At 63.5% G+C, this 25,855-nt stretch carries 27 protein-coding genes; 10 read left to right on the plus strand and 17 right to left on the minus strand.

Features of this window, described 5'->3' with window-relative positions; genetic code table 11:
- Positions 1-96: 96 nt before the first annotated feature.
- The 6 genes from NKJ93_RS24895 to NKJ93_RS24920 all read right to left on the minus strand — a co-directional run bounded on the left by NKJ93_RS24895 (position 97) and on the right by NKJ93_RS24920 (position 5,883).
- A complete protein-coding gene (locus tag NKJ93_RS24895; protein WP_352591707.1) occupies positions 97-2,007 on the minus strand; it encodes an AAA family ATPase in 1,911 nt (636 codons plus the stop codon).
- A gap of 24 nt (positions 2,008-2,031) precedes the next feature.
- A complete protein-coding gene (locus NKJ93_RS24900) occupies positions 2,032-3,177 on the minus strand; it encodes a hypothetical protein (protein ID WP_352591710.1) in 1,146 nt (381 codons plus the stop codon).
- A gap of 35 nt (positions 3,178-3,212) precedes the next feature.
- Complete coding sequence (locus NKJ93_RS24905; RefSeq protein ID WP_352591713.1) at positions 3,213-4,301, minus strand: hypothetical protein; 1,089 nt, start codon at positions 4,299-4,301, stop codon at positions 3,213-3,215.
- A 213-nt stretch (positions 4,302-4,514) separates the two neighbouring features.
- Positions 4,515-4,904 (minus strand): c-type cytochrome, encoded by a 390-nt coding sequence (locus NKJ93_RS24910; protein WP_352591716.1) that lies wholly within the window; start codon positions 4,902-4,904, stop codon positions 4,515-4,517.
- 120 nt (positions 4,905-5,024) lie between these two features.
- Positions 5,025-5,636, minus strand: a complete 612-nt coding sequence (locus tag NKJ93_RS24915) for a thymidine kinase (RefSeq protein WP_352591719.1) — start codon at positions 5,634-5,636, stop codon at positions 5,025-5,027.
- Between the two features lie 46 nt (positions 5,637-5,682).
- Positions 5,683-5,883, minus strand: a complete 201-nt coding sequence (locus NKJ93_RS24920) for a hypothetical protein (RefSeq protein WP_352591722.1) — start codon at positions 5,881-5,883, stop codon at positions 5,683-5,685.
- Between NKJ93_RS24920 and choX the strand changes: the two genes are divergently transcribed.
- The 3 genes from choX to choV all read left to right on the plus strand — a co-directional run bounded on the left by choX (position 5,873) and on the right by choV (position 8,958).
- The gene (gene choX / locus NKJ93_RS24925) at positions 5,873-6,808 is read left to right on the plus strand and encodes a choline ABC transporter substrate-binding protein (protein WP_352591725.1); all 936 of its coding nucleotides are present in this window, start codon (positions 5,873-5,875) and stop codon (positions 6,806-6,808) included. The genes NKJ93_RS24920 and choX overlap by 11 nt on opposite strands.
- Positions 6,809-6,925: 117 nt before the next feature.
- Positions 6,926-7,780, plus strand: coding sequence for a choline ABC transporter permease subunit (gene choW / locus NKJ93_RS24930; protein ID WP_023719230.1), 855 nt, complete (start codon positions 6,926-6,928; stop codon positions 7,778-7,780).
- Positions 7,777-8,958 carry a choline ABC transporter ATP-binding protein gene (gene choV / locus NKJ93_RS24935; RefSeq protein ID WP_023719229.1) on the plus strand — a complete coding sequence of 394 codons (1,182 nt, stop codon included), beginning with the start codon at positions 7,777-7,779 and terminating at the stop codon, positions 8,956-8,958. Before choW ends, choV begins: the two co-directional genes overlap by 4 nt.
- A 235-nt stretch (positions 8,959-9,193) precedes the next feature.
- Here choV and NKJ93_RS24940 read toward each other — a convergent pair whose 3' ends face one another.
- Positions 9,194-10,603, minus strand: a complete 1,410-nt coding sequence (locus NKJ93_RS24940) for an ATP-binding protein (protein WP_352496078.1) — start codon at positions 10,601-10,603, stop codon at positions 9,194-9,196.
- Positions 10,600-11,316, minus strand: a complete 717-nt coding sequence (locus NKJ93_RS24945; protein ID WP_023719226.1) for a response regulator — start codon at positions 11,314-11,316, stop codon at positions 10,600-10,602. The genes NKJ93_RS24940 and NKJ93_RS24945 overlap by 4 nt, the downstream gene beginning before the upstream one ends.
- Positions 11,317-11,552: 236 nt before the next feature.
- Here NKJ93_RS24945 and NKJ93_RS24950 point away from each other — a divergent pair, with 236 nt between their 5' ends.
- From NKJ93_RS24950 to clpS, 3 genes are all read left to right on the plus strand, one after another.
- Positions 11,553-11,897 carry a hypothetical protein gene (locus NKJ93_RS24950; protein ID WP_352591728.1) on the plus strand — a complete coding sequence of 115 codons (345 nt, stop codon included), beginning with the start codon at positions 11,553-11,555 and terminating at the stop codon, positions 11,895-11,897.
- A gap of 36 nt (positions 11,898-11,933) precedes the next feature.
- Positions 11,934-12,149: a hypothetical protein gene (locus NKJ93_RS24955; protein WP_023719224.1), complete on the plus strand. Its 216-nt coding sequence runs from the start codon at positions 11,934-11,936 to the stop codon at positions 12,147-12,149.
- Positions 12,150-12,404: 255 nt separating this feature from the next.
- Positions 12,405-12,710 carry an ATP-dependent Clp protease adapter ClpS gene (gene clpS / locus NKJ93_RS24960; protein WP_023719223.1) on the plus strand — a complete coding sequence of 102 codons (306 nt, stop codon included), beginning with the start codon at positions 12,405-12,407 and terminating at the stop codon, positions 12,708-12,710.
- A 40-nt stretch (positions 12,711-12,750) separates the two neighbouring features.
- Here the strand turns inward: clpS and NKJ93_RS24965 are convergent, their stop codons facing one another.
- The 4 genes from NKJ93_RS24965 to NKJ93_RS24980 are packed head-to-tail and all read right to left on the minus strand — an operon-like array spanning position 12,751 to position 19,579.
- Complete coding sequence (locus tag NKJ93_RS24965) at positions 12,751-14,838, minus strand: hypothetical protein (RefSeq protein WP_352591730.1); 2,088 nt, start codon at positions 14,836-14,838, stop codon at positions 12,751-12,753.
- Positions 14,839-14,841: 3 nt separating this feature from the next.
- Positions 14,842-17,664, minus strand: coding sequence for a DUF4159 domain-containing protein (locus NKJ93_RS24970; protein ID WP_352591733.1), 2,823 nt, complete (start codon positions 17,662-17,664; stop codon positions 14,842-14,844).
- Positions 17,661-18,575 (minus strand): DUF58 domain-containing protein, encoded by a 915-nt coding sequence (locus NKJ93_RS24975; RefSeq protein ID WP_352496080.1) that lies wholly within the window; start codon positions 18,573-18,575, stop codon positions 17,661-17,663. The genes NKJ93_RS24970 and NKJ93_RS24975 overlap by 4 nt, the downstream gene beginning before the upstream one ends.
- A complete protein-coding gene (locus NKJ93_RS24980; RefSeq protein ID WP_023719219.1) occupies positions 18,575-19,579 on the minus strand; it encodes an AAA family ATPase in 1,005 nt (334 codons plus the stop codon). The genes NKJ93_RS24975 and NKJ93_RS24980 overlap by 1 nt, the downstream gene beginning before the upstream one ends.
- 145 nt (positions 19,580-19,724) lie before the next feature.
- Between NKJ93_RS24980 and NKJ93_RS24985 the strand changes: the two genes are divergently transcribed.
- Genes NKJ93_RS24985 through NKJ93_RS24995 form a run of 3 tightly spaced genes read left to right on the plus strand, consistent with a single transcriptional unit; the run spans position 19,725 to position 22,265 of the window.
- Positions 19,725-20,354, plus strand: a complete 630-nt coding sequence (locus NKJ93_RS24985) for a DUF1285 domain-containing protein (protein WP_023719218.1) — start codon at positions 19,725-19,727, stop codon at positions 20,352-20,354.
- A 13-nt stretch (positions 20,355-20,367) separates the two neighbouring features.
- Positions 20,368-21,000, plus strand: coding sequence for a CoA pyrophosphatase (locus NKJ93_RS24990; RefSeq protein ID WP_352496081.1), 633 nt, complete (start codon positions 20,368-20,370; stop codon positions 20,998-21,000).
- A complete protein-coding gene (locus NKJ93_RS24995) occupies positions 20,997-22,265 on the plus strand; it encodes a CCA tRNA nucleotidyltransferase (RefSeq protein ID WP_352496082.1) in 1,269 nt (422 codons plus the stop codon). The genes NKJ93_RS24990 and NKJ93_RS24995 overlap by 4 nt, the downstream gene beginning before the upstream one ends.
- Before the next feature lie 3 nt (positions 22,266-22,268).
- Here the strand turns inward: NKJ93_RS24995 and NKJ93_RS25000 are convergent, their stop codons facing one another.
- The 3 genes from NKJ93_RS25000 to hemF all read right to left on the minus strand — a co-directional run bounded on the left by NKJ93_RS25000 (position 22,269) and on the right by hemF (position 24,174).
- Complete coding sequence (locus NKJ93_RS25000) at positions 22,269-22,454, minus strand: DUF1059 domain-containing protein (RefSeq protein ID WP_023679490.1); 186 nt, start codon at positions 22,452-22,454, stop codon at positions 22,269-22,271.
- Positions 22,455-22,740: 286 nt separating this feature from the next.
- The gene (locus NKJ93_RS25005; RefSeq protein WP_023679489.1) at positions 22,741-23,001 is read right to left on the minus strand and encodes a DUF1344 domain-containing protein; all 261 of its coding nucleotides are present in this window, start codon (positions 22,999-23,001) and stop codon (positions 22,741-22,743) included.
- Positions 23,002-23,259: 258 nt separating this feature from the next.
- A complete protein-coding gene (hemF, locus tag NKJ93_RS25010) occupies positions 23,260-24,174 on the minus strand; it encodes an oxygen-dependent coproporphyrinogen oxidase (protein WP_352591735.1) in 915 nt (304 codons plus the stop codon).
- A gap of 105 nt (positions 24,175-24,279) precedes the next feature.
- On the opposite strand from hemF, the gene NKJ93_RS25015 reads away from it, so the two are divergent.
- Entirely contained in the window at positions 24,280-24,537 is a 258-nt protein-coding gene (locus NKJ93_RS25015; protein ID WP_023679487.1) for a hypothetical protein, read from the plus strand.
- Here NKJ93_RS25015 and soxR read toward each other — a convergent pair.
- Together soxR and NKJ93_RS25025 are read right to left on the minus strand one after the other, a co-directional pair.
- Complete coding sequence (soxR, locus tag NKJ93_RS25020) at positions 24,534-24,980, minus strand: redox-sensitive transcriptional activator SoxR (RefSeq protein WP_023719213.1); 447 nt, start codon at positions 24,978-24,980, stop codon at positions 24,534-24,536. The two genes, NKJ93_RS25015 and soxR, sit on opposite strands and share 4 nt — an antisense overlap.
- A 170-nt stretch (positions 24,981-25,150) precedes the next feature.
- The gene (locus NKJ93_RS25025) at positions 25,151-25,609 is read right to left on the minus strand and encodes a tRNA (cytidine(34)-2'-O)-methyltransferase (RefSeq protein ID WP_023719212.1); all 459 of its coding nucleotides are present in this window, start codon (positions 25,607-25,609) and stop codon (positions 25,151-25,153) included.
- Positions 25,610-25,855: the final 246 nt, after the last annotated feature.

The following is a 25,855-nucleotide window of genomic DNA, read 5'->3' on the forward strand; positions in this document are numbered from 1 at the left end:
GAGAGGGGGGCGTCAGCGTTGGAGCCACGTCTTTCAGCGTTGCTGTGGGAGCTTATGCATCGCACCGGAAACAGTGCTATCCGGTGAGAAGGAAGATCACGCATTCCACATTCCCTTCTTCTTCAACTCCTCGATCTCGCGGACGGCACGCTCCCGCAGACGGGTGTCGCGGATCATCTTGGTCACCGCCGCATCGTCCGACTTGTCGGAATAGCGGAATTCGGAATCCGCATAGCGGTTGATCTCCTGCATGACCATGTCCATCGAGAACGGCCCTCGCAGTTCCTCGATCATCGCCTTCTTGTCGTCGTAGCTTTTGTGCATGAAGGCTTCCGGCTTCTCGAACCACTCGTCGGGCAATTCGATGTCCATGGCGCGCATCTTGATCGCGTCGGTGACGTTCTTGATGGCGCGTCCGGTGAAACGCGGCTCGGCATCCTTGATCAAGTGCAGATAGGTGCCGATATCGGCCATCGACTTCGGCGCGCCGTTCTCCTTCATGTAGCGCTCATAGACCTTCATCAGCCCGTCTTCCTGCGGCTTCTCATGCTCCTCGTAAGCCTCCATCACCGCGCGCTGGATTTCCTGAGCGGCATAGAGCTTGTGGTCGCCGAGCGGGATCTTGTGGTTCTTGCCGGCGAGCAGGACGAAGATGTCGATGTAGTCGTCGCGGCTCTGCGGGCCGTCGACCAGCCAGCGGGCGCCGGCGCGCTGGCGCAATGCGTCGTCAACGTTTTCGGGATAGTTGGAAAACATGCCGAACGAGCAATTGCCGCGCACCACGGTTGCCGCGCCGGCAAATGCGTCCATCAGCACACCGGTGATTTCCTGCTGGCCGGCCGAGGCGCGGTCGTCTGAGCGGCGTGCGGCGACCTGGTCGATATCGTCGATGGTGCCGAAGCCGATGACGCGCGGGTTCAGCACATTGTTGATGAACTGGCGGCAGTTCTGGCCGGACTTGCCCTGGTAGGAGGAGATCTGGTCGACGCCGAAATTTTCGTAGGCGAAGGGATAGCCGGCGACTTGGCAGTAGCCGTTGAGAAGGCCGGCGATCATCTGGATCAGCGTCGTCTTGCCGGTGCCGGGCGCGCCGTCGCCGATAAACGTGAACAGGAAGCCGCCAAGCTCGACGAATGGGTTCAGCTCGCGCTCGAAGTCGTACGCCATCAGCATCTTGGCGAGCTTTACCGACTGGTACTTGGCGATGTGGTTGCCGACGACCTCTTCCGGTTTCTTGAAGGTCATCACCAGCGGTTTTGCCCGCTTGCCAGGGGCGACGTCGAAACCATCGAGGGTAAAATCGTCGACGTCGATGCGGATATGGGCGTTCTCGAACGGGCCGATGCCGTCGAAGCGGCCCTTTCGCGCCAACAGCCCGTCGATGGCTACGCGGGCAAAGGCGCGGGCGCGGGTCATCAGGTCGGCGTCGTCCTTCGAACCTGCTATCGCCCTGTCGAGCCCGGCCACGATCGACTTCACCGCATCCTGCGGGGTGTCGAACAGAAAGTCCGGCTCGGGCGTGTCGTTCGGCGCCTCGCCGTCGCTGTCGATCAGCTGGAACAAATAGGAGGCGAGGCTGAAGGCGGAGATGTAGGCAGAGGCCGACAGCAGCTTCTTGAAGGTGGCAGCTTCGTCGCCTTCGAGCGGCGCGCGGGCGTTTTTCGCCTGCAGGCTTTCGAGGTCCGAGCCTTCGGCGAAGACATCCGATATGGCTAGCGCTATTGCCGCCCCGCGCCGAGCGCGAAACAACAGCATGTGCTGCGGTATGGTCAGCAATTGGTCGTCGGGATGGACGGCGGCGACGGTTTTGGCGAGCTCGACCTCGCGCGTGCGGCGAACCGAGCCGACCGAGACGGTCGAGACGAAGCGGCGGTTGGTGCCCGCAAGCGCTGTGCCGGACTCACGCGATGGGTCTTCCAGCACGACGATGCGGGTGATGAAACTTTGCGCAGTGGCGCGGTGCTTTTCAATTGCCGCTTCCGGGATGGTGGTCAGGCCGGTGTCCATGGAAGATGCTCCGCGATTTGACGGTCAGACGTCGCTGATGACCTGCCCTTTGGACAGGATGTGGACCTTGTAGCCCGAAAAGATCTTCTGCGCCTCGCCGGCGGCATAGAGCGCCTGATAGGCCTCGTGCGGGATCAGCGCATGGTTCTCATAGCTCGACACGCCCTGGCGCGCAGCCTCGAGATCGTCGGTATTGATGAAGAATTCCTGCGTCGTCTTTTCGCTCGAGAACAGCCCCTTGCGGCCTGGCTTCTCGGCCTTGGAAAAGACCTCCTGGATGGTCCAGGTCAGCAGCCAGGCGTTTTCCGGCTTGCGCACCTTGGCCAGCACTTCGCTTACCGTCGAATTGTTGTCGGTAATCCCTGCAGAATAGAACGGGCCGAGCACGACGCGACGCAGCTGCTTGGGATGCAGCGGTTCGAAATCCTTGTCGAGGTTGACCGCGATGGTCGCCGGCGACAGCGTGTAGGCGGAATTCTTCTCGGTGAAATCGTCGAAACGGTGGGCGAGCTCGGGATTGAGCAAGCCGTCGACCGGCAGCGGAATGTCGACCCTCTCATTAAGCTTGCCGCCGGAGTCGACCAGCTGCCGGATCATGTCGTCGGAGGAATCCTCGACCGTCAGCATATAGACCAGCGGCAGGTTGGCGCTGCCGTCGAAGCAGGCCCAGTGGACCAGATAATAGGGCCGCAACGTCTTCGGATTGACCGAAACCTTGGCCGTCTGGGCCAGCGTGAACGGGCCAAAGGTGGTCTCGCTCTTGACGTCTTCGAGGTAGAGCCGCTCGGCCATCGACTTCTGCAGCGCTTCGGGGAATTCCTTGTGGCGCAGGATGAAGTCCGCCATTTCCTCGCGCAGCTCGTCGGCCAACGGGAGGTTGGCGAGGCGCGCATCGGCCTGGCGGCGGTCGTTTTCCAGCTCGAGCAGGTTCTGGAAGACCGGAAAACCGCTTTCGGCGCGCGAGATGCGGAACGTCTCGGTGAAGCCCAGCCGGTTGCGCCAACACGAGAACGACTTGTCGAGCCGCGCGATGTATTCGGCGACGATCTTGGCGACGATGCCATGCCGGTAGAGCGGCGAGCGATCGTCGCGCATGAACACTTCGAGGCCGCCAAGTGCCGCCGCGATCGCCGAGAAATAGCGCGCCGCCGCTTCGTTTTCGGGGGTCATGCTGCCAGCCCTTGGGAGCAGTGCACGTGCAGCAATTACGACTGCACGTAATTTGCCGAATTGTGCTTCTTCATCACGTCGTCGAAGCGGCGGGCGAAGGCATCGTCGGCGAGCTTCTTGCGGCGCTGGATGTCGGCGGTGGCGACCATGTTCTTCTCGTGCATTTCAAGCAGATCGCCAATGTGCTTCTGCGAGGCAGCACCAATGCCGGACATGGTCTCTTCGGCGGTGTTGTCGACCTGGCTGCCCAGCGTGTTGATCTTGTGGGCGACATCCTGTTGGGCGGCGGTCTTCAGCGAATCTTCCAGGGCCTTGTACAGCACGATGCGCTGCTCGGTATCGATGGTCAGCTTGTTGATCAGCGTCGATTGCGCCGCGATCTGGTTGTTGAGTGAATCGACGAAGGTCTGGAACATCGAGGTGTAGCGCTCCAGCGTCTGGCTTTCGGCCAGCAATTCCTGCTCCTTGGCCTGCTTCTCGTTGTATTCCGTGGCCAGTTTCGAGCGTTCGCCTTCAAGCTGCGTGCGCTCCTTCTGGCTGGTCGAGGCGGCGATCTTGTTCTCGATGTCGAGCAGCATCGGGTTGAGTTCCTCGATGCGCTTCTGCACGGTCTCGAGATTGGACATGGTGGTCTTGCGGCGCTCGATCACCTGCGACAGGCTGGCCTCGGAGGTTTTGTAGCGCGTGTCGAGAACCTGCTTCTGCGCCTTGAGGATGCCGACGATGGTGTCGGACTTCGCCAGCAGTTCCTGCAAATTGCCGGCCAGCGACATGTTGCGGACGCGGTCGGTGCGCATGCGCTGCTTGCGCTGGCTGGAGAAGACGCCGACGAGACTTTCCCAGCCGGTGTAGTTCTTCATGCTCTCGAATTCGGCGCCGAAGACGTTGGTGGCGTCCTCGAGGCCGATGATCAGGTCGGCGATATTGCCTTCCATCACCTTCTGCTGCTTCAGCACATCCTCGATGCGGGCATTCTCGATGTCGAAATTGGCGTCGCCGATCCTCTTGTCGGCGGTGGCGAGCGTGTCGAGCACGGCACCGGACTGCTCAATCTTGGTGCGCATGTCCTGCACGACCTGCTTGGTCTTGACAATCTCGGCATCGAAATTCTGCAATGTCGCCATTGGGGCCTCCCGCTTCGGCATCGGTTTCGTTTCGCAAACCGCCGCGAATATATGTGCCGGGTTTGGCGAATGAAAGACGGAAGACATGGGATTACAGGAAAACAAAGAATTTCAGGAGGCGACTGCAGGATAATCAAGCCATGATTACGCTGTAACTGCCGGCCGGTCAGGCACCGCTTCGACCTCGGCTGGACTTTTGCGCGGGAGCGACGCTCAGGGCTTGGGATCGGCTTTGAGGTAGGCGATGACGTTGGCGATGTCATCGTCGCTGGTCAGGCCGGAGAAGGCCATTTTGTTGCCGGGGACCTTCTGCCGGGGTGCGCGCAGGTATTCGGCAAGGTTTGCTTGGTCCCAGACCAAACCGGCGGCGCCGGCATCCTTCATCGCCTGCGAGTAACGGCTGAGATAACTGTCCGCGGTGCCGGCGGTGCGGCCGACGACACCCAGCAGATGCGGGCCGACCTTGTCGCGGTCGCTCGTTGCCTCGTGACAGACCATGCATCTGTTGAAGACCTTTTTGCCGAGAGCAGCATCGCCGTCGGCATGCGCGGCAACAACGCCGGCGATGAGGAAAGCAGTTGCAGACGAAATTACTCGAAGCATGGGAACTCCCGACGGCTCTGGCAGTGGATCAAAATAGGCGGCACGCTCAACAAAGGCTGCAATGGCGCGATTGCGGAACGAATGTCAGCCGGGAGGTCGGATGAAAGCAATAGCGCTGGTTTAGGCTTTGGTGAAGCCGATGAAATCGTCTGGGGCGGCGCGGCCCATTTCCTCTTCCCAATGGCGGCGGCAGAGCGAGACATAGACGTCCTTGCCGATCGCCACCTGTTCGCCCTGTTTGGCCACCTTGCCGTCGGCGCCGAGGCGCACCACCACCGTCGCCTTGCGGCCGCAGCGGCAGATGGTGCGCACCTCGCGCAGGTCGTCGGCGATCGCCAGCAGGGCGCGCGAGCCGGAAAACAGCTTGCCTTGGAAATCGGTGCGCAGGCCGTAGCACATGACCGGGATGTTCAGCCGGTCGGCGATGCGGGCGAGTTGCCAGACCTGCTCCTCTTCGAGGAACTGCGCCTCATCGATAAAGACACAATGGACCGTGGCGTGGTCATGATGCTCGGCGACCCGGGCGAATAGGTCGTCGCCGTCGCGGAACATCTCGGCTTCCGTCTCCAGGCCGATACGCGACGAGATCAGCCCGGTATCGCCCTTGCGATAGTGGCCGGCGTTGAACAGCATCGTCGTCATGCCGCGCTCGCGGTAATTATACGAGGCCTGCAACAACATCGTCGTCTTGCCGGCATTCATCGTCGCATAGTGGAAGTACAGCTTGGCCATGCCGTCCTTTTAAGCCGAGTTGCAACAAAGCGGGGAGGGGGAGCGCCTACATTCCACCGGGAAAGACGACTTCCATCCGGAAAGCGGCGGGCGTGTCGTTGATCGACCAGCCTGCGCCGTTGATCGTGGTTGCCTTAGTGCTTGAAACCGCAGCAGAATGGTGTTTGGCTGACGGAACAAAGGTGGAGATAAAACCGCCACTTCGCTTCACCGAGAACTGAAATGGGAGAATTTCTATGTCGCGCATGAATTCATTCGTCGCCGGTCTCGGCCTGGCGGCTTTTCTATCCACGACTGCGGCCTTCGCCGGCGATCCGGAAAGCTGCAAGGCGGTTCGTCTGTCGGATGTCGGCTGGACCGACATCCAGGCGACAACCGGTATAGCCTCGGTGCTGCTCACCGCGCTCGGCTACGAGCCGCAGGTGATCCAGCTTTCGGTGCCGGTGACGATGGCGTCGCTGAAGAACAAGGACCTCGATGTCTTCCTCGGCAACTGGATGCCGTCGATGACCAACGACATCAAGGACTACACCGCAGAAGGCTCCATCGAGACCGTGAGCGAGAATTTGAGCGGTGCCGGCTACGGCATCGTCGTGCCGACCTATGTCGCCGACGCCGGCGTCAAAACGCTGACAGATCTCGGCAAGTTCAAGGACAAGTTCGACGGCAAGATCTACGGCATCGAGGCCGGCAATGACGGCAACCGCATCATCCTCGACATGATCAAGAACCCGGCCGACAATCTCGAAGGCTTCGAGCTGGTCGAATCCTCCGAAGCCGGCATGCTCACCCAGGCCGAGCAGTCGATCAAAAACAATGAATGGATCGCTTTCCTCGGCTGGACGCCGCATCCGGTGATGGGCGCCATGAAGATCACCTATCTCGACGGCATGGGCGACACTGGCTTCGGCGCCGCCACCGTGCATACGATCGTGCGCAAGGGCTATACGACCGAGTGCCCGAATGCCGGCAAGTTCATCACCAACCTGAAGTTCAACCTGGACATGGAAGGCGAGATGATGGACGCGATCCTGAAGGGTGGCGACGCCAATACGGTCGCGACCGACTGGCTGAAGAAGCACCCGGACGCGGTTGCTCCCTGGATCGCCGGCGTCACCACCTTCGACGGCGGCGACGCGGCGGCAGCGGTGAAAACAGCGCTCGGAAGCTGACCTGACCGCTTGCACGACAAGACGAGGGGCAGCCACGGTAGAAATGGCTGCCCTTTTTCATATCCTGTGACAAGATGACCGTCCGGCAAAGGACGGCGCCGGCAGAAGAGGGGCTAGATGGATCCGATCTCCAAATTCCTGGTCAGCTACAAGATCCCCATTGGCGCGTGGGGGAAGGCGTTTTTCGGCTTTCTCACCGACAATTTCGACACCGTCTTCAGGGCTTTCTCCAACAGCCTCAACTTCCTGCTCGATGGCATCGTCGACGGGTTGCTGTTGCTGCCGCCGGTTCTGCTGATCGCCCTGATCGCTTTGCTCGCCTATTTCCTGCAGCGTTCGAAAGGCCTTGCTTTGGCGGTGTTCATCGGGTTGCTGTTCATCCTCAACCAGAACCTGTGGAAGCAGACAGTGGAGACGCTGGTGCTGGTCGTTGCCGCCGCCGCCGTCTCGATGGCCATTGGCGTGCCGCTCGGCATCTGGGCCGCGCACAAGCCGAAGATCTATCGCGTCATGCTGCCGGTGCTCGACCTGATGCAGACGCTGCCGACCTTCGTCTACCTGATCCCGGTGCTGACCCTGTTCGGCCTCGGCAACGCGCCCGGCCTGATCGTCACCATCATCTTCGTCATCCCGACCTCGGTTCGGCTCACCCATCTCGGCGTCACCTCGGTGCCGAAATCGATCGTCGAGGCGGGCGAAGCGTTCGGCGCCACCAAGCGCCAGCTGCTGTGGAAGGTCGAGCTGCCTTCGGCACTGCCGACCATCATGGCTGGGCTGACCCAATCGATCATGTTGTCGCTGTCGATGGTGGTGTTCGCCGCCCTGATCGGCGCCGGCGGCCTCGGCACAGAGATCAACCGGGCGCTCGGGTCGCGCCGGATCGACCTCGGGCTTGAGGCAGGTCTGGCCATCGTCGTGCTCGCCATCGTGCTTGATCGAATGACGCGCATCGGCGTGGGAGGCAAGAAATGACCGTCGCCGTCGATTTCAGGAATGTCGACATCGTCTTTGGCGCCGACCAGGCCGGTTCGCTGGCGCTGATCGACAGCGGCGCCACCCGTGCCGAGATCCTCGAACAGACCGGTAACGTGCTGGGCTGTGCCGGTGCCAGCCTCACCGTGCACGAGGGTGAGATTTCGGTGCTGATGGGCCTGTCCGGCTCCGGCAAGTCGACGCTGCTCAGGGCCGTCAACCGGCTGAACGTCGTCTCGCGCGGCCAGGTGCTGGTCAAGGACGGCGATGGTACGGTCGACGTCGTCACCTGCGACGAGGCGACGCTTCGGCGGTTGCGGCAAAAGCAGGTGGCAATGGTGTTCCAGCAGTTCGGCCTGCTGCCTTGGCGCACAGTGGAGGAAAATGTCGGCCTTGGCCTCGAGCTCGCCGGCGTACCGGAAGCCGAGCGCAAGGAGCGGGTGAGCAAACAGCTGAAGCTGGTTCATCTCGACCAGTGGTCGAAGAAATACGCGCATGAGCTTTCCGGCGGCATGCAGCAGCGCGTCGGCCTGGCGCGCGCCTTCGCCACCGAGGCGCCGATCCTGCTGATGGACGAGCCGTTCTCGGCGCTCGATCCGCTGATCCGGACCAAGCTGCAGGACGAGCTGCTGCAGCTTCAGGCCGAACTGAAGAAGACCATCATCTTCGTCAGCCACGACCTCGAGGAGGCGCTGAAGATCGGCACCCACATCACCATCATGGAGGGCGGGCGCATCGTGCAGACCGGCGCGCCGGAAGACATCGTGCTGCGGCCTGCCAACGACTATGTCCGCGACTTCATCGCCAATGTGAACCCGCTCTCGGTGCTGACCGCCTGGAACGTCATGCGCGACCGCCGCGACCTCGAACATGGCGAAAACGGCTGGGTGTGGCTCGACCGCCGCAAGACGACGCGCTTCAAGATCGACGAGCATGGGCTGGTGGCGGCGGCCGAGCGCGACGGCAAGCCGGCGGTGTGGGTCTCCTGCGCCGACGTCGAGGCTCAGCCGGAGGAGACGGCGCAGGTGTTCTGGGCCAATCCCGGCACCTCGCTGAAGACGGTGATGCTGGCCATGCATCGCTCACAGACAGCACCCGTGGCGCTATTCGACGACCAATCGCGCTTCGTCGGCGCCATCGGCGTCAGGGATGTGCTGAGCGCGGTGTTGCGGCGGTAGTTTTTCTCCTTGGGGAGAGAACCAAGACCAACGCCGAGTTCTGTCGCGCCCCCCTCTGTCCTGCCGGACATCTCCCCCACTTGGGGGAGATCGGCGGTTTCGCAGACGGCTCTCACACTCCAACGTTTGTAGTTGGCGAAATCGGCGACGACAGCCAATCTCCCACCTGTGGGGGAGATGTCCGGCAGGACAGAGGGGGGCGCGAAGGAACGCCAGCTTAGCCCGATACCGCAAGCTAAACCGCCAGCGGCAGGCGCAGCTCCGTCAACAGGCCGCCATCGGGATGGTTGGACAGGCTGACTTCGCCGCCGGCGCCGCGGGCGATATTGCGGGCTATGGTCAGGCCGAGGCCGAGGCCGCCGGTCTGGCGGTTGCGCGACTGGTCCAGGCGTACGAACGAGCCGAACACGGCGTCGAGCTCGGCCTGCGGTATGCCCGGCCCCTCGTCGCGGATCGCCAGCGCGATGATCCTGTCCGATTGGCGCAGGTTGAGATGCGCCTTCTTGCCATAGGTCACCGCGTTCTGGACGAGATTGGTGACGCAGCGCCGGAGCGCGACTGGGCGCGCTATGCAGATCAGGCCGCGCGAGCGCGCATCGTCATTGTCGAACGAAACCTCTTTGTAGCCGTCGGCGACCGATTCGACGAGCGACCAGAAATCGATCCTCTCGCTCTTCTCCTCGGTCACCTCGAAAGTGGCGAAGTCGATGACCGAGCTGGCAATGCCTTCGATGTCGGCGAGGTCGTGCCCCAGTGCGGCGCGAATGGTCGAATTCCTGAGCAGTTCGAGGCGCAGCCGCATCCTGGTCAGTGGCGTGCGCAGGTCGTGCGCGAGCGCCGCAGCGAGGTGCTCGCGGTCCTCGACATAGGCGCGCAGCCTTGCCTGCATGGCATTGACCGCCTTCGCCGCGGTACGCACCTCGCGGCTGCCGCTCTCGGCGATCGGCGGGCTCTTCAGGTCCTCGCCGATCCGCTTCACCGCGGTCTCCATCATCCGGTAGGGCGCCGTCAGCCGGCGCAGCGACCAGATCGAGGAAGCCACCACCAGCCCGGCGATCAAGGCATAGAGCGGCAGGCTATCGAAGCTCAGTATCGGCCCGGCCGGCGTGTTCGGTTCGGTGAAGTTCAGCCATTGGCCGTCGGCAAAGCGAAGCGAAGCGGTCAGCTTGTCGCTCTGGGCGAAATCGGCGGCCAGCACCAGCAGGTCGCGCTCGACCTGGCCAACATCGGGACCGGCGACCGTCCCACCGGGAGCGTCGGCTTCGTGCGTTGCCGGGTCGCGGCGGACCCGCGCGTCGGTGATGCCGAACTTCGATAGCCGACCGACCAATATGTCCTCCAATTCGGCCAGCTCGTCGTCGCCGGCTATCGACGAAGTGACGGCGGGCGTGCCGGAGACGGTGAGCGCGTAAGTGGCGTTGAACAGGCCGGAGGCCGTCGCCTTGCGCTGTTCCGGCGTAGCATCATGCATCAGCTGTACCAGCGAGAAGGCGCGGTCGTTGAGCCGGTAGAGATCGACGACTTCATTGGCGGCGGCACGGTCGCGCGAAACGATGTAGAGGGTCGCGATCTGGCTGATCAGCAGGCCGGCGATGACGATGAGCAGCACCCAGGCCGGCAGCGTTTGCGGCAGAATGCGTCTCATTCGGAGGTCGTCTCAGGCAGGAACTGATAGCCGCCGCTGCGCACCGTCAGGATCAGCTTCGGCGTTTTCGGGTCGTCCTCCATCTTGCGCCGCAGCCGGCTGACCAGAATGTCGACGCTGCGGTCGAAGCTGTAGCCGCTGTCGCCGCCGGACAGCTCGATGAGCTGCTCGCGGCTCAGTACGCGTTGCGCGCTCTTGACGAAGGTCTGCAGGAGATTGAATTCGGCCATCGTTAGCTCGATCCTGACGTCGCCGGGCGCCATCAACCGGCGGCGCGAACAGTCCATCGTCCAGCCGGCGAAATGGTAGATCTGCCGCGAAGCGGCACGTCGCGGTTCGGCGGTGCCATTACGCCTCAAGACGGCACGAATGCGTGCGAGCAGCTCGCGCGGATCGAAGGGTTTCGGCACGTAGTCGTCGGCGCCCATCTCCAGGCCGACGACGCGGTCGGTGGTCTCGGTGACCGCGGTCAGCATGATGATCGGTGTCGAATAATTGGCGCGCAACTCGCGGCAGAGCTCCAGGCCGCTCTTGCCGGGCAGCATGACGTCCAGAACGATCAGGTCGACCTGGGCGCGGCGCAGCACGGTCTCCATCTCGGTGCCGTCGGCGGCGACCGATGTATGCAGCCCTCGCTTCTGGAAAAATTCCTGAAGCAGGTCGCGAATGCCCTTGTCGTCGTCGACGATCAGTATGTGGGGGTCGGATTTCACAGGAAACCTGTCATTTGTGGATCGCCCAAGCGGTGCTTCGGCCGTCAGCCAGACGATAGAATTCAGGCCATAAGTTGGCCAGTGGAGATCGGCAGCTCGATCCGGGCCGCCCAGAAACAATCCAGAAACAAAATTCTACAATCCGGAAAAACTGCCGAAAAAAACAAAGGCATAAGTGGTGCCGTGGCGGTCAGGTCATCGGCTGCGACACGGGTTACGGGATTACGGACAGACCAATGCAAAGGTTCTCGATCAGTCTGATGGGTGCGTTGCTTTCCATTTCGCTCGTCACGGCTGCGGTCGAACATGCCGATGCAAAGCTGGCCGATGCAAAGGCGGCCAATTCAAGGGCGGCCGATGCAAAGGTGGCGACCACCCGCAGCGAGCGTTGCATCGATCTGAACCGCCAGTTTGACGAAGCCCTCGAAACCCATGCCGCGGCAACGCAGGTCACCGCGGCGAAAGCACTTCAAAGAAAGGGAAACCGGTTCTGCGCCAACAAGAAACAGGCACAGGGAATCCGGATGCTCGCGAACGCTTTGAAGCTGCTTGGAGTGACACCGATCGATCCCGTTCAGTGACACTCAATCCGATCTGCACAAAAAGGAAGTGAAGCCATGAAAAAGTCCCTCCTCTCCGCCCTCGGTCTCGCCATCGCGCTGGCCCTCTCGATGCCGGTTCTCGGCGCCAGCAGCGCCAATGCCGCGACCACCACCCCGGCTGCGACGACAACGACGACCGCTGCGCCGGCCAAGGCCGTGAAGAAGGTCGCTGCCAAGAAGACCGTCAAGAAGCACAAGAAGCACGCGGTCAAGGCAGCTCCGAAGGCCTGATCAAGCGACATCTTCTGCCGTATGAGAAGACCGCTCCAGTTGCGATTTGCCTGGAGCGGTCATCTTTTGTTGGCGTGCAGACAGTACGGCCGGTCCCGGCCCACACCGCCGGTTGAACGCCAAACGGCAGTTCCCACATAGGCATGGATTTGTGAACTGCGCTCGCCGGGAAGCCGATCGCGCGCGGTTGAATGGACGACCGCTTTTGCCCATGTCAAAATGACCGCAAAGCTGTCGTACGCAATTGCCGGTCCAATGCCTGAAATCACGACAAAACCCCGTACCAGCACGAAGCCGAAGGTCGAACGGCCGAAGCTCTACAAGGTCATCCTGGTCAATGACGACTTCACGCCGCGCGAATTCGTCGTGACGGTGCTAAAGGCCGAGTTCAAGCTCAGTGAAGACCAGGCACATAGGGTTATGATCACCGCTCACCGGCGCGGCGTCTGTGTCGTCGCCGTCTTCACCAGGGATGTCGCCGAGACCAAGGCGGCGCGGGCAACCGATGCCGGCAAGGCTAAGGGCTACCCGCTGATGTTCACGACGGAGCCGGAGGAATAGAGCTCCTCCCTCGCCCCGTTTGCAGGGAGAGAGAAGGGAACTACCGTCCTTCGCGGTACCACATCGAGCCCATCGCCAGAAGCAGCAGGCCGAGGCCGAGGAAGCCGCCGAACAGCGGCACGCGCGAGACGGCCTTGAGCACGCTGTCGTCGGTGGTGCGCAGGCCGATCCAGTCGTTGCCGGAGGCAGCGCCCGAGGCACGAACCGGGACGATGGAGGGCAGCGTGACAGTGCTGGTGAGATTGCCAATCGCCGAGGCCGGCGCCAGCCGGCGAACGCTGCCGCCGGTTGCCTCAGCCGGCGGTTTCAGCCGGTTCTCGGTGGAGACGACGTCGGTGAATTCCGGCGCGTTGACAGGCCCGACATGGGCCAATGCCGTCAGGTCGCCATTGCCGACCTGATAGAGACCGATTTCGCTGGTCTCGACGCTGCCGAGGAAGACGCCTGGCTCGGATTTCTCGAGCCTGACGATCAGTGCCTTGCCGGACGGCGTGATGACCTGCGCCGGGCCGGGGTCGTCGCTCATCGTCTGGCGGCGAATTTCAAGCACCATGCCGCGGCCGTCGGCGGTCAGCCGCTCCTCCTCGAGTTCGGGCTCCTTCATCAGCCAGTGGGCGATGCGTCGGTAGAGCTGGACATGCGGGCCGCCGCCCTCGAAGCCGCGCGCCCATAGCCAGCCCTGATCGGACAAAAGCATGCCGACGCGGCCTTCGCCCTTGCGGTCGAGCAGCAGCAGCGGCCGGTTGTCGGCGCCCTTCATCACCACCTCGCCCTCGGGGTTCTCGACGCCGATGGTGCGGAACCAGCGGCTCCAGTGCGGCGGCTCGGTTGCGGAGCCGTCGAGCCCGCGCGTGACCGGATGGCGCTGGCCGGTATCGGTGAGACGTGGGTAGAAGGCCTTGTCGATGACCTCGCCGGTCGGCATTGCCGGCAGCGCCGACATCAGCGGCGTGCGGGCGATCGAGCTTTCGCCGGCATATTCGGGGCCTGCCGCGATTAGCAGCGCGCCGCCTTTTTCGACATATTCGGAAATGTAGTCGTAATAGAGGATCGGCAGCACGTCGCGGTGCTGATAGCGGTCGAAGATGATCAGGTCGAAATCCTTGATCTTCTCGACGAACAACTCGCGTGTCGGGAAGGCGATCAGCGACAACTCGTTGATCGGCGTGCCGTCCTGCTTTTCCGGTGGGCGCAGGATGGTGAAGTGCACGAGGTCGACCGAAGCGTCGGATTTCAGCAAATTGCGCCAGGTGCGCTCGCCGGCATGTGGTTCGCCGGACACGAGCAGCACGCGCAGATTTTCGCGGATGCCGTCGATCAGCGCGATGGCGCGGTTGTTGGTATCGGTGAGTTCGCCCGGTTCGTGGTCGATGGCGAGTTCGACGATGTTGCGCCCGGCGCTGGGAATGGTCACCTGCAGCGGCATCGCCTGGCCGATGTTGGCGTGCTCGACCGATACCTGCTCGCCGTTGACCGATACGCGGACATCGACCGGGCCGGTTTCGTTGTTGGTGGCGATGACGCGATAGGTCATGTCGAGCGGCTTGCCGACGAGGCCGAAGCGCGGCGCATTCTCGAAGCGGATGCGACGGTCCTTTTCATGGTCGTTGCCGGTAATCAGCGCATGCAGAGGGGCATTGAAGTCGGGTGCGCCAAGCGGCGCGTCATGCACCTCGCCGTCGGTGATCATGATGGCGCCGCCAATGCGCGATGGCGGCACGTCGCGGAAAGCATTTTCGAGCGAGGAAAACAACCGCGTCTCTGTGCGCTCTTCGGCGGCTTCGGACTTGCCGGCTTCGACGACACGGACGTCGAACTGCTTGAAGCGGCCGAGACGCTGCTGAAGCCCGGCCAATGCCGCGTCGGTCTGCTTGGTGCGGTCGCCGATATCCTGGCTCTGGCTGCGATCGACGACGACGGCGACGATGCTTTTCAGCGGCTCGCGCTCTTCATCGAGGAATACCGGATTGAGCAACGCCGCAGCCAGCGCAATCAGGGCTGCCAAGCGGAAGACCGCGCCGCGCTGGCGAAACCAAAGGCCGACCAGCGCCAGCAGCAGCAGCGGCACCAGAACCACGGCGAGCAGCGGCCAAGTGATGAGCGGTTCGAAGGCGAGCGACCAATTCATGGTCTATTGCCCCAGCCGTTCGAGCAGCACCGGGACGTGCACTTGGTCGGATTTGTAGTTGCCGGTCAGCATGTACATCATGATGTTGACGCCGGCGCGCAGCGCATAGATGCGCTGCATCGGATCCGACGGCACGGTCGGCAATAGCGGGTCGCCATTCTCGTCGACCGCCCAGGCGCCGGCGAAATCATTGGCGGTGATCATGATCGGGGACACGCCGTCGCCGGTGCGCACCGGGCGGTTCTCGGTGTTGCTGGCTTCGAGCGATGCCTCGACCCAAAGCGGGCTGCCGGCAAAGCGGCCGGGAAACTCTGGAAGGATATAGAAGGATTTGGTCAGCACGTGGTCCGACGGCACCGGTTCTAGCGGTGGCACGTTGAGGTTGCCGAGGATGTCGCGCAGCCGCTCCGTTGCGGGGCTGGTCGAATCCGCACCAATGCCGTTGGCGAACTGGTCGCGGGTGTCGAACAAGACCGTTCCGCCCTGCTGCATGTAGGCGTCGATACGGGCGATGGCGGCCTCGCTCGGCATCGGGGCGGCGGGATCGATCGGCCAGTAGATCAGCGGGTAGAAGGACAGTTCGTCCTTCGAGATGTCGACGCCGGCCGGTGCTCCGGGTTCGAGCGCGGTTTTTTCGATGAGAAAGCGGGTCAGGCCTTCGAGCCCGGCGCGGCTGATCGAGTCGACACCCGGCTCGCCGGTCAGCACATAGGCGATCCGGGTCTTTGAAATGTCCCCGATCGCCTCCGTATCTCCCGGTTTGGCGTCGTCGGCACGCGCGACGTCCGCGTGGCCAATCAAGGCGCCGAGCGCAATCAGCAGGATGGCTGCCGTCGCCGCAGCACCGGGACGGCGCGGCCGGCGCGACAACAGGCCGCCCATCCAGAATACGGCAAGCGTGTCGAGCACCATCAGCACCAAGGCCGCCGTGACCAGCGGACCTTTGAGGTTGCGCTGCTCGTCGAAGGCATACTGGACGGTGGTGACCGGCAGGGTGATCTCAGGCCGGGCCAGGGGCGTGAATGCGCTGTCGCCACCGAGCAGATTGTGAGCGAATACCCCCGTCTCGGAGCCGTAGAGGCCGGGCGGGTTTTCCAGCGTCACCGGCAGCGGGCCGGCGCCGGGCACCAGCGGCCTGGCATCCGGCGTCGGCGGGACCAGCGTGCCGTCGGCGGCGATCATGCGATAGGGTGCCAGCGACGTGGCGGCGGCTTCGGCATTGGCGACCGCCGCTCCCTGGTTGCGCGACAGTTGCACGATGCGCCGCAGCATCTCGACGAAGCTGCCGGAGATCGGCAGGTTGGACCATGTCGCCTCGGGGGTGACGTGGAACAGCACGAGCGTACCCTTGTCCTTCTTCATCCCGGTCACCAGCGGCGTACCGTCGGCAAGGGTGGCCCAGGTGCGCTCGACAATATCGGGCGTCGGTTCGGCCAGCACCTGCCTGGTGACGGTGACCTCGGTGGGCGGCGCGAGGTCGGCGAAGGGGCCGGTTTTCGGGAATTCGGTGACCGGCTGCGGCGCCGTCCATGACAGCGCGCCGCCCAGCGAGCGCTCGCCTGTGCGGAGCCGGACCGGCAGCAGGTCGTCGTCATTGCCGGCAGCGGCCAGCCGCGAACCGGCAAAACGCACCAGCGTGCCGCCCTTGTCGACCCAGTCGACCAGCCTTTCCCGGGCCTGTTCCGGAATGGTGCCGACATCGGCCATGACGATCATCGCCGGTTTCTGATCGAGCAGTTGCGGGATGGCATCGGCGAGATCGACGCTGGACGGCTCGACGAGATCGGCGAAGGGCTGCAGGGCGCGGCGGATGTAGTAGAGCGGCGACAGCAGCGGTTGCGCCTGGTCGGCCTCGGCCTGCGACAGCAGCCCGACGCGGCGGCGTTTCGAGCTCTCATCGAGCACGCGGACGGCACCGGCCTGGCGTTCGCCATCGAGCGCGATGTAGGCGAAGTCGTTGCGGAGTTCGAACGGCACCGCCATCGTGGCGGTGGCGGTGGTTACGCCCGGGGCAAAGGTCAGTGTCGCGTCGGCGATGCGGCGGCCCTTGTCGTCGAAGGCGCCGGCCGTCACCTGTGCAGGTGCCGGATCGCCCGGTGCGCGGATGGCGGTCAGGGCGAAGCCGTCGACCTGGTTATCGGCGCCGGTCAGGCCGGTCAGCGACAGCCGGTCGGAGACGGCCCAGACGACGCGTGCCGCGTTCTTCGACAACAGCGTGTTGAAGGCGGCTTCGTCGCCTTGCGCCGCCAGGCCATCGGCGAGCACGGCAACGCTGGTGCCCGGCAGCGACTCCAGTGCTGATGCGACGCGGGCATAGACGGCGGGGCGGTCAGTCGGGATCGGGCGCGGCTTTGCCGCGCGCAGCCGGTTGAGCGCGGCAGCGGCATCGAAGGGACCGATCTCGGCATTCGGCTTCTCGGCGGTGAAAGCGATGAGCACCGGCACACCGTTCGAATTGGCATCGGCGATCAGCCGCTCGGCGGTGGCGACGCGCTTACCCCAGTCGGCGGCACTTGCCCAGTCATTGTCGATCACCAGCGCCAGGGCAGCGCCCTCGGCCGGCAGCTTTTCGCGCGGGTTGAAGACGGGCTCGGCAAGTGCTGCCACGATAAGCGCGGCCATCAGCAGCCTGAGCAACGTCAGCCACCACGGGCTCTGCTGCGGCGTTTCTTCGCGCCTCAGCACGCGGGCGAGAATCCTGAGCGGCGGAAACACCTCGGTTTGCGGCCTGGGCGGGGTCAGCCGCAGAAGCCACCAGATCACCGGCAGCGCCAGCAGGCCCCACAGCACCATCGGCGCCCCGAAGGAGAGCGGCAGCCAACTCATGCGCGAGCCCTCCCAGCAAAGGCGCCCTCGGCGGTCATCGCCATGTGGATGCGCACCAGCGCCTCGGAGGCAAGGCGGTCGGTATGATTGACGGTAAAGCTCCAGCCAAGCCGTTTGCACCACGCGGCCAGTTCCTGGCGGCGGGCGGCATAAAGCAGGCGATATTCTTCGCCCAGCATTTCGGCGCGGCCGGCGGTCAGCTTGTCGCCGGTCTCAGGATCGGTGAATTCGGTGCGCCCCGCATAGGGGAAGCTTTCCTCGGCCGGATCGGCGACCTCGATCAGATGGGCGCGCACGCCGTGGCGGGCGGGCACGTCCAGCCAGGCTATGGTGTCCTCAACCGGGTCGAGGAAATCGCTGACGATGACGATGTCGCAGAAGCGGCGGATGCCGGACAGGTCGGGCTTTGCCGGCAGGTCGGCGGCGTGCATCAGTTGCGCCGCGATGCGCTCGGCGCCATTGCGGGCGGTGAACGGGTCGGTCAGGCCCGGCCAGGCAATGCGCTCGCCGCTGCGCGACAAAAGCTCGGCCATGGCCAGCGCCAGCACCAGAGCGCGCGACTCCTTGGAAACGCTGGCTCCGGTCGATTTGTAGAGCATGGAAGGCGAGGGGTCGGCCCACAGCCACACCGTATGGGCGGCCTCCCATTCGCGGTCGCGGACATAGGTGTGGTCGTCGCGCGCCGAGCGGCGCCAGTCGATGCGCGAGGAATCGCCTTCGACATAGGGCCGGAACTGCCAGAAATTCTCGCCGATGCCGCGCTTGCGACGGCCATGCCAGCCGGCAATCACCGTGTTGACGATGCGGCGCGCCTCGACCAGCAGGTCCGGCACCAGGGAAGCCCGCAACCGGCCTCTGGCGAGCGCATCGCGCGTCGCTGTCGGTGCCTGCGCTTCACCGATGCGCGCCATCAAATCCCTTTCGCGAGCTTCGCCACGACGTCGCGTACCGTGGTGCCCTCGGCGCGGGCGGCGAAGGTCAGCGCCATGCGGTGCTGCAGCACCGGCTCGGCCAGTGCGCGGACATCGTCGACCGACGGCGCCAGCCGGCCGTCATAGAGGGCGCGGGCGCGGGCGCACAGCGTCAGCGCCTGACTGGCGCGCGGGCCCGGGCCCCAGGCGACGTGCTTGTCGGTATCGGCGTTGCCCTGGCCGGGACGCGCCGAGCGCACCAGCTTGAGGATCGCCTCGACGACGCTTTCAGGCACCGGCATGCGGCGGATGAGCGTCTGGATGTCCTTCAGCCGCGTCGGCTGCAGCACGTTTTCGGCCTTGGCATCCTCGATGCCGGTGGTTTCCAGCAGGATGCGGCGCTCCGCCTCGATCTCGGGGTAAAGGATGTCGACCTGCATCAGGAAGCGGTCGAGCTGAGCCTCGGGCAGCGGATAGGTGCCCTCCTGCTCCAGCGGGTTCTGCGTCGCCAGAACATGGAACGGCGCCGGCAGGTCATGGCGCACGCCGGCAATGGTGACGTGGTATTCCTGCATCGACTGCAGCAGCGCCGACTGGGTGCGCGGCGAGGCGCGGTTGATCTCGTCGGCCATCAGCAGTTGCGCGAAGATCGGTCCGGAAATGAAGCGGAACGAACGCTTGCCGAATTCATCCTGCTCCATCACCTCTGAGCCGAGAATGTCGGATGGCATCAGGTCGGGCGTGAACTGGATGCGGCGCGAATCGAGGCCGAGCACGATGCCCAGCGTTTCGACCAGCTTGGTCTTGGCAAGGCCGGGCACCCCGACCAGCAGTGCATGGCCGCCTGCCAGCAATGCGACGAGCGTGCGCTCGACGACGCTTTCCTGGCCGAAGATGACCCGGCCGACGCCGTCGCGGACCCTCGAAATGTCAGCCAGCGCCTTCTCGGCCTGCGCCACCATGTCCTTTTCGCTGATCGGGCTTTCCTTGATCATAACGCTCATGCAGCATCGATCCTTCTGGTTGGAAATACCGCTTGGCACCTTGGGGGCCGCAGAATGCCGCGATTCGGCCTCGCATGGCGCCTGCAAAGAACTTAAATCACAGACTTAGGCTGACAAGCGGAACAACAGTGACTATTTCGTGACCATGACAGAAGCCGCCGAGCATCGTGAAGAGAGCCTGACGGCCGCGACCGAGGCGCGTGGGCTAGAGGCGCTGGTCTCGCGCGCGACGCGCGCCGGCAAGGGGCCGGCGCCGGTGGAACGCTGGAATCCGGCATTTTGCGGCGATCTCGACATGGAGATCAAGCAGGACGGCACCTGGTTCTATCTGGGAACGCCGATCGGCCGGATGCCGCTGGTGCAGCTTTTCTCCTCGGTGCTGCGCAAGGACGACGACGGCAAGACCTATCTGGTGACGCCGGTGGAAAAGGTCGGCATCCGCGTCGCCGACGCGCCCTTCATCGCCGTCGAGATGGATGTGTCGGGCGCCGGCGACGGGCAAATCATCACCTTTCGTACCAATGTCGGCGATGTGGTCGAGGCTGGGGCGGAGCATCCGCTGCGATTCGTCGACGAGGACGAGACAGGTGGCCTGAAGCCCTATGTGCTGGTGCGCGGGCGGCTGGAAGCGCTGGTGGCGCGGCCAGTGATGTACGAGCTGGTCGAGCACGGCGAAGAGATCGACATCGGCGGCAAGACGATGTTTGCCGTCCGTTCCAAAGGCGAGGTCTATCCGATCATGCCGGCTGAGAAACTGAAACGGCTGAGCGCATGATGGACCGCCTATGATGGATCAGGTGACGCCGGTGCCATTTTCCGCCGCCGAGTTTCGCCAGCGCGTCGTGGCGCAGCCGCAGGCGCATGCCGGTGACGATTTTGGCGACCACCGCTTCAATCCGGGTCATCCCAGGCTGAAGCTGGCCAAGGCGCTGCGCGATGCCGCCGTGCTGATCCCGGTGGTCGACCATGGCCACGAGGCCACGGTCCTTTTGACCCGGCGGGCGGAAAAGCTGCGCAACCATTCAGGGCAGGTGGCTTTCCCCGGCGGAACCATCGATCCAACCGATGTGAGCCCGGAAGCGGCGGCATTGCGCGAGACGTTCGAGGAGATCGGTCTCGATGGGGATTATATCGAGATCCTCGGCCGCATGCCGGACTACGTCTCCGGCAGCGGCTATCGCATCGCCCCGGTGCTCGGGATTGTGCGGCCCGGTTTCAGCCTGACGCTGAATTCCGACGAAGTCGATGCCGTCTTCGAGGTGCCGCTGGGCTTTCTGATGGACCCCGCCAACCACACCAGGGACAGCCGCATGTGGAACGACCTCGAATGGTTCTTTTACGAGATGCCCTATGGCGGCCAGCGCATCTGGGGCGTTACTGCGGGCATCATCCGAACGCTTTATGAAAGGCTCTATTCGTGAGCGATCCGGTGTCGATCGCGGGCAAGGCCGGCTGGCTCGGCGAAAGCCACTTGCAGCGCTTGCTCGCCGCGCTGACTGACGGTGGCGAGGAGGCGCGTGTCGCCGGCGGTGCCGTGCGCAATGCGCTTATCGGACAGCCGGTTGCCGACATCGACATCGCCACCACCACAGTGCCCGAGGAAACCATCCGGCGCGCCGAGGCGGCAGGCTTCAAGACGGTGCCGACCGGCATCGAGCATGGCACCGTCACCGCGGTCGCCCACGGCAAGGCCTATGAAATCACCACGCTTCGTGCCGATATCGAAACCGACGGCCGCCGCGCCAAAGTGTCGTTCGGCCGCGACTGGAAAGCCGACGCGGAGCGGCGCGATTTCACCATCAATGCACTCTACGCCGAAGCTGACGGAACTGTCGTCGATCTGGTCGGCGGTATCGCCGATATCGAAGCGCGGCGGCTGCGCTTCATCGGCGATCCGGAAGCGCGCATCCGCGAGGATTATCTGCGCATCCTGCGTTTCTTCCGCTTTTTCGCCTGGTATGGGGACGGCAGGCCGGATGCCGAAGGGTTGAAGGCTTGCGCCCGGCTGAAGCAGGGGCTCGACCAGCTCTCGGTCGAGCGCGTCTGGTGGGAGTTGAAGAAATTGCTGTCAGCGCCAGATCCGTCGCGGGCGCTGCTGTGGATGCGCCAGGCCGGCGTTCTGACCGGCGTTTTGCCGGAAAGCGAGAAATGGGGCATTGATGCCATCCACGGGCTGACCAAGACCGAGAAGGATCTGGCCTGGGCGCCGGACCCGCTGCTCAGGCTGGAAGCCATCGTGCCGCCGGATGCCGCGCGCATGAAAACGCTTGCCGAGAGATTGAGGCTTTCCGTGAGCGAGGCAAGCCGCCTGCGGTACTGGGCGATGACAGCTGCCATCGATCCGAAAACAACCGAAGGAGAGTTGGCGAAAAAGCTCTATTCTGGCGACCGCCAAGGCTTTGTCGATCGGTTGCGGCTGTCGCTCGCTTCCGCTCGAGCCCGCGCGGTCGAAGACAATGACGCACTGCTCGAAGCCGGCGGCTTCTCGCGCCTGCTTGCCTTCGCCGCAAAATGGCAAAGCCCTGTTTTTCCGGTCAAGGGCGCCGATCTGACGACACTTGGCGCCTCACCGGGGCCGAAGCTTGGTGCAACGTTGAAGAATCTTGAAAAGGAATGGGTCGAGTCCGGTTTTGCGCTTGATCGCGGCGCGCTGCTCAAGCGCGCCGCAGAGGCACTCCAATCCTAACCATCACGCTGCGTCGCGGACCTTTTCGATGCGCGAGCGGATCGCCTCGATCATCGTCTCGCGGATCACCGTCTCGCCATGCGTCTCGCGCAGATGCTCGACGGCACGACGCATGACCTCTGCCTCCTCCTCGGCGCGTGTGTGCCACTCGCAGCCGGGTACGAGCGACCCGCAATGGAATTCCTTCATCGGCTTCTCCTCATTTCCTCCTTGGAGCGCCGCGCAGCGCACTGACACGGAAGCTCCAGACCTTTGATCTCGCGCATGATCTCGAAACCGGGTTCCGGCATTCGGGTTATACGCTGGCCAGCTAAGCATAACACGATCGAACGGTTTTGGTTGCCTTAGAGCGCCGCGCGTCCAAGCCGACAAGCGGCGTTCTAGTGTACGGGTTTGCGAAAAGGCGGAGCATCGCTGCTCCGCCCTCTACGCTACCTCCGAGGCAAGACGTTGTCTTGCTCCAGCGGGCAGGCCATCACTTCACGATCTTGACTGCCTCGGCAATTTTGTCCTTGCCGCTCATATCCCACGTGACGCGGACCTTTTCGCCGACCTTCAGGCCAGGATCCTTGAAGGTCTGGGGCAACGTAAAGGTGGCTCCGTTATCCAGAACTAGGCTCATCGCCGTTCCATCAAAGCTTTTGATCGTGCCGGTGGTGTGCTTGACCGCGGCGAATGCGGCGGTACCAGAGGCGAGAACGGCAGCAGCGGCTGCGGTCATAATAAGCTTGCGCATGGCATGCTCTCCTGGAAAATGCGGGCACCTGCTTGGGAGAGGTACCCCACTTAATCATGGGCCGTCCGGTCACGTCGGGTCGCAGCTCTCGGGGGGTAAGAACCGCCGGCGTTTCCCGGCCCGACGCGACAAATAGCCCAATATTTTCAATAGTATATTAGACGAAAAAGATATTTTCTGGCGCGCCTTGCGCCACATTCGCCGTCAAATTCTCGGGATTTGGACCCGATTGCGGCTCACGTCGCGCTCACCGAGATTTTACGGCCATTTCACCTCTGGCGGCAGGCTGGACAGGATCGAGGCGACATTGCCGCCGGTCTTCAGCCCGAAGATGGTGCCGCGATCGTGAAGCAAGTTGAATTCGACATAGCGGCCGCGGCGGATGAGCTGCTCGTCACGGTCGCCATCGGTCCAGTTGTCGTTGAAGTTGGCGCGCACCAGATGCCCGTAGACGACGAGAAAGGATCGCCCGACATCCTGGACGAAGTTGAAATCGGCGTCCCAGCCGCCTTTGTCCTCGCCCGAATGCAGCCAGTCGAAGAAGATACCGCCGGTGCCGCGTGGCTCGTCGCGGTGCGGCAGGTAAAAGTACTCGTCGCACCAGGCCTTGAATTTCGCGAAGTTGGCGATCGCCGCGTTCTTCTCGCAGGCAAATTGCATCGCCCTGTGGAAGGCGATCGTGTCGGGGTCGTCCTGGCTGCGGCGGCGATCGAGCACCGGTGTCAGGTCGGCGCCGCCGCCGAACCACAGGCGCGATGTGACGACCATGCGCGTGTTCATATGCACGGCCGGCACGTTGGGGTTCCACGGATGGGCGATCAGCGAAATGCCGCTCGCCCAGAAGGACGGGTCGTCGTCGGCGCCCGGCATCTGCTTCCTGAACTCGGGCGAGAATTCGCCATGAACGGTCGAGGTGTGGACGCCGACCTTTTCGAAGACGCGGCCATGCATCATCGACATGATACCGCCGCCACCGTTGCCGGCATCGCGTTGCCACGGCGTCTTTTCGAAGCGGCCGGGCGACCAGCTGGCCTGCGGCCCCTGCAGGTCCTGCTCGATCTGCTCGAAGCTGGCGCAGATGCGCTCGCGCAACGTCTCGAACCACAGCCGTGCCTTCGTCTTCTTCTGTTCGATGTCGGCTGGCAGCCCCGCCGGTATCTCGGGTCGTTGCAAATGCTGTCTCCGGTTGCGGGGCGTACCCCGACAAATGACTCGTCTTTTCCGGCCGCGATCCCTAATCTCTTAGGTGCAAGGGTCAAGTGTGAATGGAGTTCTTTCGTGCGCACCCCGGCAAGACCGCCGCTGGATGGCCTGAAGAAGAGGCTCGACCGTTCGCGCGCCGAGAACGCGCGCATGCCGCGCGACGGCTTCCTGCGCGAGACCTTTGTGCTGCCGCGCTCCGACGCGCGCCTCAAGGCGAAAGAGTGGTTCGAGCGTTTTCCCAAGCAGGCCTATTGGACCGAGATCGAAAGCTGGTTCGAGCGGCCGGGCGACGTCATCGAATTCACCATCAGGCGGCTGCCGGCGGCGGATTAACGCTCGATCAACAGCCGTCTCGCTCCCGGCCCCCGGGTACTCAGCCGGTCGCCCTTGTTCCGCAGCGGGCATTTGTCAATCGACATGCAGCCGCAGCCGATGCAGTCGGTCAGCCCGTCGCGCAGCTTCTTGAGCTGGGCAATCTTCTGGTCGAGTTCGTCGCGCCAAGCCGTCGACAGCAGATTCCAGTCCTCGCGCGTCGGCGTTCGGCCTTCAGGCAGTGATCGAAGTGCTGTGCCGATCTCGGCCAACGAAATGCCGACCTCCTGCGCCACCTTTATGATCGCCACACGCCTCAGCACGTCGCGGCCGTAGCGCCGCTGATTACCGGCGGTACGGTGGCTGCGGATCAGCCCGCGCGCTTCGTAGAAATGCAGCGCCGACACCGCGACGCCGCTGCGCATCGCCACCTGGCCGACTGTTAATTCCGTTGCCGCAGCCATCTCCGATTTTCCGCTTGACCTCAAGTTAAGTTGAGCTTGTAACGAAGAAATTCTGGATAGGCAAACCGCAGGAGAAGGCGATGTGCGCCTGGGTTAGAATGACAAGCGAGGGCGCAGTCGTCGACCAGAAAGCGGCCGTACTCGCCGCGCGCGCCGACGGTCTGCAAATCCTATCCAAGCTGCCGCATCGCCTCGCCGGCCACCATGGCGACGGAAAGCGCGACGTTGATGCTGCGCGCGGTGCCCTGCATCGGGATGGTAAGTCGCGCATCCGCCGCCTCGTGGACATGATCCGGAACGCCTGCGGATTCGCGGCCGAACAGAAGAACGTCGGCGCCGGTGAAGACGAAATCCGTATAGGCGCTCGCGGCTTTGGTCGACAGCAGCACCAGCCGCCGCGCTTCGCCTTTGCGCCAGTCCTCGAAGGCGTGCCAGTCGACATGCCGGGTCAGCGCCGCCATTTCGAGATAGTCCATGCCGGCCCGTTTCAGCGCCCGGTCGGAGAGCGGGAAGCCGGTCGGTTCGATGATGTCGACCCCAAGGCCGAGGCAAGCGGCGAAGCGCAGGATAGTCCCGGTATTGCCGGCGATATCCGGCTGGTAGAGCGCAATGCGGAGACGGTCGTTCATTTCCGCGTCTTTCTAATAAGTGGCAGATCAGCCACAGAGCTCTCGCGGTTTTGGAAATTCCTGGACTGGCGGGTGGTCATTTTCTGCGAAGTCGGTTATACGGCCAGCATTGTCAACCCGAACCGATGAAGGGGTAATTCATGATGGCCATGCACATCCACCACCCCTCTCGTGGGCTTACCAGCCCGACGGCGGTTTCGGTACGACGATTCTCCTGAACTTCTAGACTTCAATCGCACCGATTCC

Source organism: Mesorhizobium sp. M0028 (assembly GCF_040323855.1).
Lineage (GTDB): Bacteria > Pseudomonadota > Alphaproteobacteria > Rhizobiales > Rhizobiaceae > Mesorhizobium.

Coding starts and splice junctions, on each gene's coding strand:
- NKJ93_RS24895 (WP_352591707.1), bottom strand. CDS start 2,007: ATGGACACCGGCCTGACCACCATCCCGGAAGCGGCAATTGAAAAGCAC.
- NKJ93_RS24900 (WP_352591710.1), bottom strand. CDS start 3,177: ATGACCCCCGAAAACGAAGCGGCGGCGCGCTATTTCTCGGCGATCGCG.
- NKJ93_RS24905 (WP_352591713.1), bottom strand. CDS start 4,301: ATGGCGACATTGCAGAATTTCGATGCCGAGATTGTCAAGACCAAGCAG.
- NKJ93_RS24910 (WP_352591716.1), bottom strand. CDS start 4,904: ATGCTTCGAGTAATTTCGTCTGCAACTGCTTTCCTCATCGCCGGCGTT.
- NKJ93_RS24915 (WP_352591719.1), bottom strand. CDS start 5,636: ATGGCCAAGCTGTACTTCCACTATGCGACGATGAATGCCGGCAAGACG.
- choX (WP_352591725.1), top strand. CDS start 5,873: ATGTCGCGCATGAATTCATTCGTCGCCGGTCTCGGCCTGGCGGCTTTT.
- NKJ93_RS24920 (WP_352591722.1), bottom strand. CDS start 5,883: ATGCGCGACATAGAAATTCTCCCATTTCAGTTCTCGGTGAAGCGAAGT.
- choW (WP_023719230.1), top strand. CDS start 6,926: ATGGATCCGATCTCCAAATTCCTGGTCAGCTACAAGATCCCCATTGGC.
- choV (WP_023719229.1), top strand. CDS start 7,777: ATGACCGTCGCCGTCGATTTCAGGAATGTCGACATCGTCTTTGGCGCC.
- NKJ93_RS24940 (WP_352496078.1), bottom strand. CDS start 10,603: ATGAGACGCATTCTGCCGCAAACGCTGCCGGCCTGGGTGCTGCTCATC.
- NKJ93_RS24950 (WP_352591728.1), top strand. CDS start 11,553: ATGCAAAGGTTCTCGATCAGTCTGATGGGTGCGTTGCTTTCCATTTCG.
- NKJ93_RS24955 (WP_023719224.1), top strand. CDS start 11,934: ATGAAAAAGTCCCTCCTCTCCGCCCTCGGTCTCGCCATCGCGCTGGCC.
- clpS (WP_023719223.1), top strand. CDS start 12,405: ATGCCTGAAATCACGACAAAACCCCGTACCAGCACGAAGCCGAAGGTC.
- NKJ93_RS24965 (WP_352591730.1), bottom strand. CDS start 14,838: ATGAATTGGTCGCTCGCCTTCGAACCGCTCATCACTTGGCCGCTGCTC.
- NKJ93_RS24970 (WP_352591733.1), bottom strand. CDS start 17,664: ATGAGTTGGCTGCCGCTCTCCTTCGGGGCGCCGATGGTGCTGTGGGGC.
- NKJ93_RS24975 (WP_352496080.1), bottom strand. CDS start 18,575: ATGGCGCGCATCGGTGAAGCGCAGGCACCGACAGCGACGCGCGATGCG.
- NKJ93_RS24980 (WP_023719219.1), bottom strand. CDS start 19,579: ATGAGCGTTATGATCAAGGAAAGCCCGATCAGCGAAAAGGACATGGTG.
- NKJ93_RS24985 (WP_023719218.1), top strand. CDS start 19,725: ATGACAGAAGCCGCCGAGCATCGTGAAGAGAGCCTGACGGCCGCGACC.
- NKJ93_RS24990 (WP_352496081.1), top strand. CDS start 20,368: ATGGATCAGGTGACGCCGGTGCCATTTTCCGCCGCCGAGTTTCGCCAG.
- NKJ93_RS25000 (WP_023679490.1), bottom strand. CDS start 22,454: ATGAAGGAATTCCATTGCGGGTCGCTCGTACCCGGCTGCGAGTGGCAC.
- NKJ93_RS25005 (WP_023679489.1), bottom strand. CDS start 23,001: ATGCGCAAGCTTATTATGACCGCAGCCGCTGCTGCCGTTCTCGCCTCT.
- soxR (WP_023719213.1), bottom strand. CDS start 24,980: ATGGCTGCGGCAACGGAATTAACAGTCGGCCAGGTGGCGATGCGCAGC.
- NKJ93_RS25025 (WP_023719212.1), bottom strand. CDS start 25,609: ATGAACGACCGTCTCCGCATTGCGCTCTACCAGCCGGATATCGCCGGC.